Raw genomic sequence first — 12793 nt, forward strand, 5'->3', positions numbered from 1 at the left:
TGGCACTTGGTAAAGTCGCCGGAACAATACTGGCGGATATAGATGTTTTTGAGCATCTCCGTTTTGAAGCGGTTGTAAATGGGGCACTTCTCGTAAAGCTCACACGTGGCTATTCGCTCATCCCCTTTTCGAAAATTTTATCGAAAATATTCGATAGGTTCCACCAAAATCCTCTTGGTATAGCCAAAAATTTAAAAAACATATGCTCAAAACTGAGGCGCGCAGAGGCCCTAGCCGTGGGTGCGCTCTGCTCCCCTCGCGGTGAAAGGTAAATTCTAACGGGCACCCCTACCTAAATAAAGCTAAACCGCAGTCAGAGCGGCACTCAAACTATGCGTAGTTCGCCGGCCAGCCCGTCTTCAGTACCACAGAACCACGCCCGCGAAGGCACAACCCAGCTTCACCACCCGGTGTTCGGTGCTTTCGACAAGAACCTCTTTCAACGGCAGCGAGCGGCAAGCAAAGGCCTCCTCGACCATCCGCACGATCTCTGCCTCCACCACGGCCCGCGAAACCCGGCCGCTGTGCTCCATAATGATGCCGTAGGAATCAGGGTCTTCCGCTAGGCCGACGGCCACCGCCGCAATAACCGCACCGGGAACATCGCTCGTGATGAAGCCATAGGCTACAGGGACAAGCGCCCCCGGTGGCAACACGATACCCTCATCCAAACGGCAGCGGGGCGGAAGAATACTGCTCACTTTAATGAGGTTGCAGTTACCGACCCCAGCCCGCAAAATGGCCTTATCGAAGGCCGTAAGCCTCGTTTCTCCTTCCGCCGTTCCGGAAACGAGCTTAAATTTAACAGGAATTGGGAGCAAGAGCGACACCTCCGGCTCTTCTTTTTGAGGATAAACCTGATCTATTAGTATGGGGAAGGGCGTAGCGGGGTGAAAAGATTATCGGGTACCGGGAGTAAAACGCAAGCCTTTTTCGGGGAAAGCTATCTTTACGGAAAGGTCTTTAACCCGAAGCAAAGCGCGTTACGAGTACGGACCCGGTATTTGAAGGGGGCCCTTTCTTGAAAAAAACAAGTCTCCTGGTAATCCTTTTGGCTTGTACCGCTATAGCCTTTCTTTCGTGGCCGGTTGATACGGCCGTAAGGCCCGGTACCAAACCGCGCCCCGGACCGATTAACACCGCCGAAGACTGGGACTGGGAAGCGCAGGCCACCTCTTACCAAGGACCATTACCCTGGGATGAGAGTCCCAGTATTCAGGCTTTCCTGGTCGAGCGCGGCGCACCCGTATTGATGGCCGCTTTCAAGGCGGTCCGGCGCGAACCCATCGGTGCAGAGCCTTACAATATTGCCCTTGCGGCCGAAAAGCTTTCCGGAACCGTTGTCTTGCCCGCGAGATCTTCTCGCAAAACCAAACTATCGGGCCTTATACTGAGGAGCGTGGCTACCGTGCTAGCCCTACCTACATGGGGAACCGGTACACTACCACCATCGGCGGCGGGGTTTGCAAAATCTCGTCCCTTCTTTACAATGTCGTTTTGCTTAGCAATCTCCGGGTAGTGGAGCGCCACCCCCATTCGCTGACGGTTCCCTACGTCCCTCCGGGGCAAGACGCGACCGTTTATTACGGCGTCAGGGACTTTAAATTCCAGAATACTACCCGCCGGACCGGTCGTGATTATGGCCAAATTTAAAGGTAATACGCTCTATATGGCGCTCTACGGGACGGTAAAACCCCCGGAAGTCAGGTGGCACCACACCGTTCTAAAGCGAGTGCCCACCTGGACTGAAGAGCATTTTAACCCGCAGTTCCCGCCCGGAGAAAAAAGAGTGCTTATGAAAGGCCAGGAAGGAATCGTGGTCCGTTCGTGGCTTACAATCAAAACACCCACCGGTAAAGTGATCAAGAAAGAACTTCGGAACGGACTGGTACGAGCCCAGCCCCCGTATCGTCGAGTTTGGCCCGCGTAAAAACAGCCGCTAAAACTTCGGCTGTAAACCAACCAGTACCAGCCCCGCCACGATGAGCAGGATACCGAGAACTTGGTAGGCGTAGATCTGTTCACCGAGAAAGAAGTGACTTAAGATGAGTGTGACCATCGGCGAGGTCGACATAATCATTGTCACGTCGTTAGGGTTACCGATTTTAAGAGCGGAGAAATAAGCAAGGTCCCCCAAAATAGTGGCCAAGAGCGCCTCGAAGGCGATGAAAAGCCAGATTTTCGGGGGGAGATGCCGAAACTCGGCTATGCCCCGGGTAAAGCCAAACCAACCAGCAAGGACCACACCAGTATAAAAGGTCCGGAACGCCAAGGCTGTCAAGGGATTGGTCTGGGTAAGGCCCAGTTTGCCAAAAAGAGGAGCGAGGCCCCAGCAAAAGGTCCCTAACAGGGCGAGCAAAAACACCAACGCGCCGTCCCTCGATTAAGAAGATGTGCGAAAAAGCTAATAGTTTATATGCCGCCACGCCTCCTGAGAACTTGGCGCCGCACCCTCTATCTCCACTGCCAGAACCGTGCGTACCACGGAAGCCGTTCCACCCCCCCGCCCGGCTATCGACCCTACGCGCCCCAGTTCCTGCCCCCGCCAGGTAAAAACCACTTCTCCCAGACGCGCCCCCAAACGTAACGGTGCAACCGGCGCGGGGTATAAGGTTACCTCTTTCTGGAGAAGACCCTCTTCACCCGCAGGCAGCGATACTACCAGGGCCCGGTCGGTTACCAGGGGGACGTCCGGCAGCCGCCCTTCACGCACCCGCAACCGGGTATAATATTCGCCCGCTGTGCAGACTGTCCGCTGCTGTAGCGCATCCATCCCCCAGGAGAGGAGCCGCCGGGTATCCCAGTACCGGCCGTCACTATGCAGCACTACGCTGATAAGGTTCCGCCCGCGTTGCGAAACGGCAGCAATAAGGCACTGTCCGGCTGCGCTTGTGGTCCCGGTCTTAACGCCGGTGATACCGGGAAAGTTTTCGTGGAGAAGCTGGTTCGTATTTTCTATACGCATCGTCCGCCGCGGCGCAACCTAAGTAAATAGTTGCCGCGCGTGTCTGCACCAGCCGGGCAAATTCAGGGTTACGCATCGCATAGCGCGCCAGACGGGCAAGGTCTACCGCGGTGCTAGAGTGGTTGGGGTGCGAGTAGCCGTTGGTATTGACAAAGCGAGTCCGCGTCATCCCGAGAAGCAGCGCCTTAGCGTTCATCCACCGGACAAAAGTATCGTGGTCGCCAGCCACCCCTTCCGCAATGGCTACCGTGGCGTCGTTTGCCGAGCAGATAAGCGCCGCTTTTACCAGTTCTCCGAGCTTGATGCGCTCGTTCGTCCGCAAGTCGATAATTGAACCTGCCCACACCGACGCCGCCCGGTAGCTCACCGTTGCTTCTTCCTCAGGATCAGCAAGCTCAAGTGCCAGGATGGCCGTCATCACTTTCGTAAGGCTGGCCGGCGCCCGCCATTGCTGGCCATTCTTCACGTAATAAAAAACGCCGGTGTCGGCATCCATTAGAGCGGCCGCATCCGCGGTCACCTGAGGCTGCCCCCAGGCCGAGAGTGGCCGCATCCCCAAAAATAAAAACGCAAGAATAACGATCCCTGCAAGGCGCAATTTCCCTACCACCTTTCCGTAGCAGCATATCGCCCTTGCGGCCTCTATTTTTGCTTTTCTGCAGACAAAGCAATTTTTCGCATTCAAAGCATATTTTCCGCCCCCGGACAATACCTAAATAAACGGAGGAAGTTTAATCCGGGGGATTTAAGATGCGGGTTTTTTATGTGAATCTGCGCACCCTGCGCCAGAGCCTCCTTTTGCTCCTTTATCTTCTGGCGATCGGCATCTTTTTCGCCTACGCTCTTTTGCCCAAGCCTTATACCCCTACAAGCGCAACGGGCAATCCGATCGTTTACCGGGTGAAAACCAACGAAAAAGTCGTGGCCCTCACCTTTGACATCAGCTGGGGAAACAAAACGCCGGGGCCCATCCTCGATATCCTCAAAAAAGAAGGGATCAAATGCACCTTCTTCCTTTCCGGCCCGTGGGTAACTAAATACCCGGAGATAGATAGACGGATTGCTGCAGACGGCCACGAAATCGCGAGTCACGGCCACCGGCATATCAACTTAAGCCAGCTGCCCAAGGAAGAGATAAAAAACGAGATTCTTCAAGCCCACGAAAGCATCCGCGCCGTCACAGGCAAAGAGCCGCGCCTTATCCGAACACCTAACGGGGATCACGATGCTAAGGTGCTCAAAGCGGCCGCAGAGCTCGGTTATACGGTGATCCAGTGGGACGCGGACTCCCTGGATCGGAAGAATCCAGGTGTGGAAACCATCATCAACCGCGTCTTGCAACTGGCCCGCCCGGGTAGCATCATCCTCCTGCACGCAAGTGATACCTGCCAGCAGACGGATAAGGCCCTACCGGCAATTATTGCGGGTTTACGCGAACGGAAGTATAAAATGGTAACGGTCTCCGAGCTTTTTAAGTACGGACCTGGCGTGGCAGAGTAAAGGGCGACCGCGGGAGTCGTCCTTTCGCGCACAATTTGCTTCTCCTCAACGAGTTTCTGGTGTCATCCGCCAGTTTATCTCCCGGAGTTCGCTCGTGAAAGCAGAGAGCGGCTTCCCTTTCGCGATCCCCTCCTGCACGCGGCGAATCCGGGTGTAAGTATCCGGATCGGTGGTCACCATTACCCGGGTGAGCCGCGGCTCGGCCCGCTTCAACCGCGCCGCCACGTCGCGCTTGACCCGCGCTACGGCCCCTTTCTCAAGCCCCGCCTTCAGGTCGAGGCCAACGTAGGCGGTGCTGCCGGCAAGCACATTTGAGAGGTAAACAAGCTCTATTCCCTGAGCCTCTAACTCTGGAATCATCTCGCGGATCGCTCTGGCCGTATTCGCACCGGTTATGCCTACGTGTCCGATGGCCACAGCGCTGCCGCGCTTCTGCGCAAGCCGCGCCGCCATCCGGAGCTGTTCTTTTAATATAACCGACATTGTTTACGTTATCGAGAAAGTAATCCCGCTTCCCACAAGGAACACCGAGTTCCGCCGCCACGTCACAAGCCACCGAGCGGTCAGTAGTTCTGCTATCTAAAAAAACATCCCGTGGGCCTTCACCGCGCGTAACGCTGCCCGCATCACCCGCGCGTCAAACGTAGCCCGGGAACCCATATGGTTGTTAACCCCTACCGCCCCGGGAACGCTGGCAATCGCCCGGTGCACCCGCTGCTCAATCTCCACGTCGCTCAGATGAACGTAAATAGTCCCCGGACCAAGGTGGCTTGCCTTCCCCTTAAATGGCTCCATCGGTAGGTGGACCAGCACCTGATAGCCCTACCGGACAGCCCGCTGGGCTATGGACGCTGAGTCGGGGAAATTGGGTATCACCGCAAAGGTCAGCGGCTTGCCTAGAGCAAAAAAGGCCCGCGTCCCGTTCTTCGTCGCGCCGGCAAAGTCATCGACCACTATCGCCAGTTGCGCTCTATGCCGGGGCCGAAGGTCCCTGTTAGCGAGCACGGGTACCGCCTCAAAATAGCGGCACACACCCCCCCAAATGGCCCGCGCGAGGCGCTCCTGGTAGGTAGTATCGAGCAGGTGGGCCGCTTCACCGGCACAAGTAAGGTAACCGAGTTCCACCAAAACCGCAGGCATTGCGGTACGGTTGAGAACGTAGTAAGAGGCAGCGCGGCAACTGCAGCCTCCCGCGATACCGGCCAACTGCTCCTGGATAGAAGCTGCCAACAGCGCACCTTTTGCCGAACCTGGGTGGTAAAAGACCTCCGCCCCGCTGCGATGGGGGTTGGGGAAACAGTTTGTATGGATGTGGTGAAGATGTCCGCGGCGGCGTTGGCCAGCGCCGCCTGGCTACGGAGGCTGAAGTAGGGTAGCTTCAAACCACCGGCGCCGCGCTCTACCGTCTCCGTATCGTTATGGGTTAGAAGAGCCATCGCGCCAGCATCCATGAGCATCCGCTGGAGTTGCCTAGCGACAGCAAGGTTAACGTACTTTTCATGGAGGCCCAGTTCCTGATTGACACCCCCGGGGTCGCTCCCCCCGTGGCCTGGGTCAACGACTACAACCCGCCCGCTTAACGCCGCAGCAGTAGCCTTGGCCGGCAAGGCAAAAACAGGCAGGACAAGTAAAAAAGGCCTATCAGAAGGTTTACCTTACCCCGCCGAAACACAGGACCCACTTCCCTCTGCTCTTTATTGTGGGAGAGCGGGTCCTGCCTTAAACAATGTAAAATTTAGTTTCTTATTAGCGCCGGCACCACCAGAAGAGGAGAATTATCCCGCAGATAAGCGCAATTAAGATGACGAGGTCGAAGCGGTGGAACCACTCCCGGAGGAGCTCCCGGTGTTCGCCTAATTTTAAGCCGAGATAGGTAAGGAAAAGGCTCCAAGGCAACGAGCCTAAAAAGGTATAAAGGACAAAACGCGTGAAGTTCATCCGGGCCACGCCCGCCGGAAAGGAGATGAAGGTCCGCACTATCGGCATTAAGCGGGTGAAGAAGACGGTTGCCTCACCCCACCGCGCAAACCACCGGTCGGCCAGCGCGAGTTCCCGCTCCGAAATCCAGAAGTAGCGCCCGTAGCGCTCCAGAAAGGGGCGTCCACCTTTAAGGCCAATATAGTAAGAAAGCACGGAACCAGCCGTTCCTCCGATATTTCCGGCAAGGACGGCTAAGAAGAAATTGAGCTTCCCCAGGGAAACCAAGTAGCCACCGAAAGGAAGGATCACCTCGCTAGGAAGGGGGATGTTACAACTCTCGATAGCCATACCGAGAGCGATCCCCCAGTACCCGAGAGAAGCGATATGTTCCGCAAGTTGCGCGGCGAAAGCAACGATCTTTTCAAGCATCCCTTAAGAGAGGCCAAGTAGGCGACGCAGGTGGCGGTAATTGGTGGAAAGGGCCGAAACAGAGATGCCGTACTCCGCTGCTAGGCGCTGCTGGCTCAAACGCCCCCCCTCCGTCCTGGCGACCGCGTAAACCACTGCTGCGGCCCAAGCCGGCGCCTTCCGCACTACCGGTTCTTCAAGGAGGCAAAACCGGTACCATAGTTCGAGAGCCCGGGAAACGGTATCGCTCCGGCCGCGTTTTTTTAAATCCCTGGCCACTAGATGCGCCACCTCAGCATATTCCGGACGCGCCCAGGTGAAACCTTCGGCTCCTGCCACCTTCCCGCCGCCCTCGCGGGGCGTAACATCAGGTTCGTTAACGCCGCTCAGAACCTGGCGCAGAAAACCTTTCCAACCTTCGCGTCTTATCTTGTTGTTTATGAGCTCGCGGAGAAGATATTCCTCAAGCAACATCAGCAGAGCGTCAAACCGCTCGCCCCAAACCCCTTCCCCTTCAGCAAGAGGGTCACTCTCCTGACCCGCTCCAAAGGCAGCCGCCCAGGCCATGATCCGGTGCGCTCGCTGCCGCAGGTAAAGCGGCCAGCCCGCTTTCTTTTGCTTACTCAGCCGCCGGAAAACCGCAAAATCCTTTTTAAGCCACGAGAGGAGCGGTCCTTTCGCCCCTCCTGGCAGAGACAACCCCGCGGTCGAAAACTCAAATTCCTCCCCGACCCGGAGCACGCGGAGGTAGAGAATGTTCCCCACCGCCATGTCCGCAGGGTTCTGGAAACCACGCACGTAAAAAGTATCGCCCGTCAGAATGTCCTCAACAAGAACAACCTGCTGACCCAGGGCCTTCACCTCGTAAAAAGTAGTGGGAGTCTTGCACCACCAGTTAAGGAGGGCCCGTTCCCGCTCGTTAAGCTGTTCGGCAGCCACCTGTTTAAAGAGCTCGAGGATCGTTTCTTCTCCGGTCACCGGGAAATCGAAAATGAACCATTCGAAACAGCGCTCCCCCACAAACTCCTCATCGAGCGCAAAAAGGCTTCCACCAATCGCGCTCAGGTAGAGGTGTTGGGCCCAAATCGCCGCTTCGGTGAAAACCGGCTGCTGCGCGAAAGCCCCGAGCTTACGCTTAAGTTCCCGCGCCGCCGCTCGCCACCGCAACTGGTCAAAGGAGACAACCTTTTGCGCGCAACACTCCTCAAAGTTGCGCCCGCTGCCACAGGGGCACTCGCGGAAAAAAGAACCCTTTATCTGAAAGACCTCCTTGCTACCCTTCAGTCTCGATCTTATAGTATATTCCCTGCTGCACTTATTTTTCCTGCACCGTCACCTATTTTTCTTCAACGTACCCCGAAGGTATTTTATCAGGGACGCTGAAATAATAGTAGTAGCCATGACAAACAAAAACGTAGCCCGGCGGTGGAAGGTTGCAGCGGTTAGTCTTGCTTGACGGAAATAGCTTGGCCCATAGGGCCTTTCACGCCATTCCGGCGCTTAGCACCAAGGAAGGTTTACCTACCAACGCGGCCTACGGCTTCACCGGGATGCTCTTGAAGCTACTCAAAGAAATCGCGCCCGATAGTGTGGTAGCGGCCTTCGATAAGGGAAAGGTTACCTTCCGTCACGCAGCTGCCGCGTCCTACAAGGCCCACCGGCCCGCAACCCCGGAGGACCTCCGCCCCCAATTCCCGCTGATCAAGGAGGTTCTCCAGGCTTTCAGGATTCCGGTTCTCGAAATGGAGGGCTTCGAAGCGGACGATATCATCGGCACCCTCGCCACCCAGGCCGAAAAGGCGGGGTACTCCTGCTTCATCGTAACCGGTGATCTGGATACGCTGCAACTCGTTTCGCCGCAAACCACCGTGCTGACGACGCGGAAAGGGATCAGCGAAATCGTTCCCTACGACGAAAAGGCGGTGGTCGAACGATTTGGTGTTGCCCCCCAGCAGCTCCCCGACCTGAAAGGCTTAACCGGAGACGCTGCGGATAACATTCCCGGCGTGCCGGGTATCGGCCCGAAAACGGCCGCCGCGCTGCTGCAAAAGTACAGCAGCCTCGAGGAAATCTTCAACCACCTTCCGGAGTTGCCAGCGAACCTCCGGAACAAGTTACTACCCTACAAAGACCAGGCGCTCCTTTCTAAGCAACTGGCAACGATCCAACGGGCAGTACCACTTACCACCGATATCACTGCCTCCACCTGGCCCGGTCCAGATATGGAGGAGGTTTACCGGGTTTTTCAGCGTCTTGAATTCCGCTCCCTCCTTAAAAAGCTCCCGGAACTCAGAGGGCAGCGCCCCCAAAAAGAAACTCCCGGCACGGCGCTGCCGGCAGCCGCCAAAATCGTTTTTGATCCCGCGGCGCCAGAGGCACTCCTGAAAAAGCTACAGGAACGCCCGGCCGTGGCCCTCGCCCTGCAGGGAAATGCGCAGGGGCCACTGGCGTGCGCCCTCTGCCCGGATCCAGAAACCGTTTTCACCGCCGCAGGCAGCGCGTCTGTTGCCGCGCTCCTTAAGGTCGTCTTGGCGTTTCCGGAACTGCAACTCACCGTTCACGACGCCAAGCAGGCCCTGCACCTTCTGCAGCCGTTGGGGCTTATGCCAGAGAAGATTTCTTTCGACACCATGATCGCCGCCTACCTGCTCAACCCTGCTGTTCCTAACACGTTAGACGCGGTAGCCTTCGAGCACGCGGGCATAGTCCTGCCCGCACAGAGCGGGCCACCGGAGCAGGCACTGGCCGTTTTGCTGCTTACGCCCACCCTCGCGGCCAAACTCCGGCTGGAGGGACAGGACTACCTTTTCCGGGAAGTCGAGCTTCCCCTGGTGGCAGTCCTGCAGGCGATGGAGGCGGCGGGGATAGCCGTCGACCGGCGGGAACTCGAAAAGATCGCGGCAGAGCTGGCCGACCAGATCAGAGAGGTCACCGGGGAGATATTCAGGCTCGCAGGCGAAGAGTTCAACCTCAACTCGCCGAAGCAGTTGGGCCGGATCCTTTTCGAAAAGCTAGGGTTGAAACCCGTGCGGAAGACCAAAACCGGCTACGCGACGGACGCCGCAGTTCTGGAAAAGCTGGCCGGGCACGAGATCGTGGCCCGGATCCTGCAGTACCGGCAGCTTGCCAAATTCAAGAATACCTACGCCGATGCCCTACTCCAGCTCATCAACCTGCAGACCGGGCGCCTGCATACCACCTTTTACCAGACCGGCACCGCCACCGGTCGCCTCGCTTCTGCCGAGCCCAACCTACAGAACATCCCGGTGCGCGACCCTCTCGGGCGGAGGATCCGCCGCGCCTTCGTAGCCGGCCTGCCAGGAAGCTTGCTCTTAAGCGCCGACTACTCGCAAATTGAACTTAGGATTTTAGCCCACCTTGCCGGCGACGAACTCCTCACCGCCGCCTTCAACCAGGGTGAGGATATCCATACCCGGACGGCCGCCGAGGTTTTCGGCCTCCCTCCCGAAGCCGTAACTCCGGAGCTGCGCGCCCGCGCTAAGGTCGTCAATTTCGGCATCATTTACGGAATGAGTGACTACGGTCTAGCTCAGGAGCTCAAGAGCGAACCTGGTGAAGCGCACCGGTACATTGAGCGCTACTTTGCCCGTTATATAGGGGTGAAGCGCTTTATCGAAAAAACAATCCGGCAGGCGCGCGAGAACGGGTTTGTGACCACGGTACTTGGCCGGCGGCGCTACATCCCCGAAATACTAAGCCCCAACCGCATCCAGCGGCAGCTCGGCGAGCGGCTGGCGGTTAACACTGTGATTCAGGGAAGCGCCGCCGATTTAATCAAAAAAGCGATGGTCGATATCCACCGGGAGCTGACCCGCGGCAGTTACAGAACACGCATGGTGCTCCAGGTGCACGATGAACTCCTTTTTGAAGTGCCAGCCGGCGAACTTCCCGCTGTCGCGCCGCTGATCAAAGCCAAAATGGAACAGGCGCTGCCTTTTGCCGTGCCCATCACCGTCACGTTGAAGGCAGGCCCCAACTGGCACGATCTCGAAAAAATCGAGGTGTAACCCTTGCCTGAGCTTCCCGAAGTAGAAACGATCAAAGAGCAGTTAGCCGCAAAAATTACCGGTTTGACCATCACCGGTACTACAATGTACTTAGAAAAGGTAATCGCCGCGCCCGCACCGGTACGTTTTAGCGAAACGATTCGCGGGCGCGCTATCCTGGGAGTGAACCGGCGCGGTAAGTTTCTACTCTTCGATTTATCCGGTGGCCACCGCCTCGTCGTCCATCTCCGGATGAGCGGCCAACTCGTTTACGAGACTGCGGATGGCCCGTTGCCGCGTCACACGCACCTGGTATTCCACCTCGACCGGGGACGCCTGCGGCTCACCGACCTTCGCCAGTTCGGCCGGGTCTGGCTGGTGCCGGCGGCCGAGGCACAGGTGAAGGAACTCGCCCGGTTGGGACCAGAGCCGCTAAGCAACACTTTCACGGGCGAGTACTTTCTTGCCCGTCTTAAGCAGTCCCGGCGGCGGATAAAGGCGCTGCTGCTTGACCAGGAAGTGGTCGCCGGAATCGGCAACATTTATGCAGACGAAGCCCTCTACGTGGCAGGAATCCACCCCGCGCGCCGGGCAAGCGACCTGAGCGTCCGCGAAGGGAAGGCCCTCCACCGCGCCATTCGGGACGTGCTGCAGGAAGGCATAGCCCACCGCGGCACCAGCATCCGGGATTATGTCGATGCCGCTGGTGAGGAGGGCAGCCACCAATACTTTTTAAGGGTCCACAACCGGGCCGGTAGGCCTTGTCCGAAGTGTGGGACCAGGATCGAAAAGATAAAATTAGGCGGTAGGGGAACATATTTTTGCCCCTGCTGTCAGCCTTTATGAAGTTCAGGAGGCGCAAATGAAGGTTATTGGGCTCACCGGAAATGCAGGGACGGGCAAGACAAGCGTGGCGCGCTATCTCAAAAGCCTTGGCGCCGAAGTCCTCGAAGCCGACGCGGTAGCCAAAAAGCTCACCGCCCCAGGCGAACCGCTGCTAGCCAAGATCGTCGAGGTCTTTGGGCCAGAATACCTTCTGCCCGACGGCAGCCTCGACCGAAAAAAAATGCGGCGGCTCATCTTTACCGATCCAAACGCCCGGCGCAAACTCGAAGAAATCACCCACCCCGCAATTACCGCCGTGATTGAAAAGTGGCTTGCGGAGTTGCGGGAGCGCCCAACACCGCCGCCGGTAGCCGTCATTGAAGCGGCCCTTCTTCTGGAGGCCGGACTCGAACGGTTAGTAGACGAAGTCTGGGTGGTCATTGCCGACCCTCACAGCGTCATCCGGCGGCTCATGGCACGCGACGGCATCCCACCTGAACTCGCCCAGGCCATGGTCGCCGCACAGATGTCCCAGGAGGAAAAGATCCGGCGGGCTAACCGCGTAATCGATAACAGCAGCGGCTTCAACCATACCCGCGACCAGGTGGCCTATTTTTTCAGAAAATTAATAGAAGAGGAGCAGAGCGAAAAGAATAGGTGACGTTACGCAAGGTTTTCTTAAGCGCAATTTTCTTGCTGCTTGTTTTACTGTTGGCCAACTGGAAGCACTTGGGCAAGCATTACTATCCCCTAAAGTACCGGGAGCTCATCTTCCGGTACGCCGCGGCAAACGGACTCGACCCCTTGCTCGTAGCCGCGGTGATCAAGACCGAAAGCAACTACCGCCCCGACGCGGTTTCAGCCCGTGGCGCCGTAGGGTTGATGCAACTAATGCCGGAAACGGCGCGGTGGGTCGCCCTTCAGGAGCAGAAAAGCTTCACCCCCGCCTGCCTCCTCGACCCGGAAACAAACATTTGCCTGGGTACACGCTACCTTGCCGGTCTATTACGCGAATTCGGCGCTCTCGTTCCCGCCCTTGCCGCCTATAACGGCGGCCGGGGTAACATAAGGGAATGGCTGGCCGAAGGAAAATGGACGGGAAGGGCGGCCGACCTCGACCAGATACCCTTCCCGGAAACCAGGCAATTTATCCGGAAGACCCTCTGGG

Annotated in this window: 14 protein-coding genes and 4 pseudogenes; 7 read left to right on the forward strand and 11 right to left on the reverse strand. The window is 57.5% G+C overall.

Features of this window, described 5'->3' with window-relative positions:
* The coding region (locus ACUVTA_RS00005; RefSeq protein ID WP_445950934.1) for a hypothetical protein at positions 1–272 on the forward strand (272 nt) is incomplete at its 5' end.
* Between the two features lie 87 nt (positions 273–359).
* Here ACUVTA_RS00005 and ACUVTA_RS00010 read toward each other — a convergent pair.
* Positions 360–821, reverse strand: coding sequence for a pyruvoyl-dependent arginine decarboxylase (locus tag ACUVTA_RS00010; protein WP_445950935.1), 462 nt, complete (start codon positions 819–821; stop codon positions 360–362).
* 535 nt (positions 822–1356) lie between these two features.
* Here ACUVTA_RS00010 and ACUVTA_RS00015 point away from each other — a divergent pair.
* Positions 1357–1653, forward strand: a complete 297-nt coding sequence (locus tag ACUVTA_RS00015) for a VanW family protein (protein ID WP_445950988.1) — start codon at positions 1357–1359, stop codon at positions 1651–1653.
* 286 nt (positions 1654–1939) lie between these two features.
* Here the strand turns inward: ACUVTA_RS00015 and ACUVTA_RS00020 are convergent, their stop codons facing one another.
* From ACUVTA_RS00020 to ACUVTA_RS00030, 3 genes are read right to left on the reverse strand one after another with little or no spacing between them, the layout of a single operon-like run.
* Complete coding sequence (locus tag ACUVTA_RS00020) at positions 1940–2365, reverse strand: EamA family transporter (protein WP_445950936.1); 426 nt, start codon at positions 2363–2365, stop codon at positions 1940–1942.
* 39 nt (positions 2366–2404) lie between these two features.
* Complete coding sequence (locus ACUVTA_RS00025) at positions 2405–2965, reverse strand: hypothetical protein (RefSeq protein WP_445950937.1); 561 nt, start codon at positions 2963–2965, stop codon at positions 2405–2407.
* Positions 2904–3563 (reverse strand): D-alanyl-D-alanine carboxypeptidase family protein, encoded by a 660-nt coding sequence (locus tag ACUVTA_RS00030; protein WP_445950938.1) that lies wholly within the window; start codon positions 3561–3563, stop codon positions 2904–2906. The genes ACUVTA_RS00025 and ACUVTA_RS00030 overlap by 62 nt, the downstream gene beginning before the upstream one ends.
* A 152-nt stretch (positions 3564–3715) precedes the next feature.
* Between ACUVTA_RS00030 and pdaB the strand changes: the two genes are divergently transcribed.
* Positions 3716–4465, forward strand: a complete 750-nt coding sequence (pdaB, locus tag ACUVTA_RS00035) for a polysaccharide deacetylase family sporulation protein PdaB (protein ID WP_445950939.1) — start codon at positions 3716–3718, stop codon at positions 4463–4465.
* 45 nt (positions 4466–4510) lie between these two features.
* Here pdaB and ACUVTA_RS00040 read toward each other — a convergent pair whose 3' ends face one another.
* The 7 genes and pseudogenes from ACUVTA_RS00040 to ACUVTA_RS00070 all read right to left on the reverse strand — a co-directional run.
* Positions 4511–4948, reverse strand: a complete 438-nt coding sequence (locus ACUVTA_RS00040; RefSeq protein WP_445950940.1) for a divergent polysaccharide deacetylase family protein — start codon at positions 4946–4948, stop codon at positions 4511–4513.
* Between the two features lie 37 nt (positions 4949–4985).
* Positions 4986–5260, reverse strand: a pseudogene (locus ACUVTA_RS00045) (divergent polysaccharide deacetylase family protein); the annotation flags it as partial.
* 27 nt (positions 5261–5287) lie between these two features.
* Positions 5288–5776, reverse strand: a complete 489-nt coding sequence (locus ACUVTA_RS00050) for an N-acetylmuramoyl-L-alanine amidase (protein WP_445950989.1) — start codon at positions 5774–5776, stop codon at positions 5288–5290.
* Between the two features lie 62 nt (positions 5777–5838).
* Positions 5839–6072: pseudogene (locus tag ACUVTA_RS00055) on the reverse strand (N-acetylmuramoyl-L-alanine amidase family protein); the annotation flags it as partial.
* A 139-nt stretch (positions 6073–6211) separates the two neighbouring features.
* Entirely contained in the window at positions 6212–6814 is a 603-nt protein-coding gene (locus ACUVTA_RS00060) for a DedA family protein (protein ID WP_445950941.1), read from the reverse strand.
* 3 nt (positions 6815–6817) lie between these two features.
* The gene (locus ACUVTA_RS00065) at positions 6818–7960 is read right to left on the reverse strand and encodes a hypothetical protein (protein WP_445950942.1); all 1143 of its coding nucleotides are present in this window, start codon (positions 7958–7960) and stop codon (positions 6818–6820) included.
* A 24-nt stretch (positions 7961–7984) separates the two neighbouring features.
* Positions 7985–8089: pseudogene (locus tag ACUVTA_RS00070) on the reverse strand (SEC-C metal-binding domain-containing protein); the annotation flags it as partial.
* A 137-nt stretch (positions 8090–8226) separates the two neighbouring features.
* Between ACUVTA_RS00070 and polA the strand changes: the two are divergent.
* The 4 genes and pseudogenes from polA to ACUVTA_RS00090 all read left to right on the forward strand — a co-directional run.
* A complete protein-coding gene (polA, locus tag ACUVTA_RS00075; RefSeq protein ID WP_445950943.1) occupies positions 8227–10821 on the forward strand; it encodes a DNA polymerase I in 2595 nt (864 codons plus the stop codon).
* 3 nt (positions 10822–10824) lie between these two features.
* A complete protein-coding gene (gene mutM / locus ACUVTA_RS00080) occupies positions 10825–11646 on the forward strand; it encodes a DNA-formamidopyrimidine glycosylase (protein WP_445950944.1) in 822 nt (273 codons plus the stop codon).
* 16 nt (positions 11647–11662) lie between these two features.
* Positions 11663–12286, forward strand: coding sequence for a dephospho-CoA kinase (gene coaE, locus ACUVTA_RS00085; RefSeq protein WP_445950945.1), 624 nt, complete (start codon positions 11663–11665; stop codon positions 12284–12286).
* Positions 12283–12717: pseudogene (locus ACUVTA_RS00090) on the forward strand (lytic transglycosylase domain-containing protein); the annotation flags it as partial. The gene coaE and the pseudogene ACUVTA_RS00090, both read left to right, overlap by 4 nt.
* Between the last annotated feature and the right edge of the window lie 76 nt (positions 12718–12793).

The sequence above is a fragment of the Thermodesulfitimonas sp. genome, from assembly GCF_052743955.1.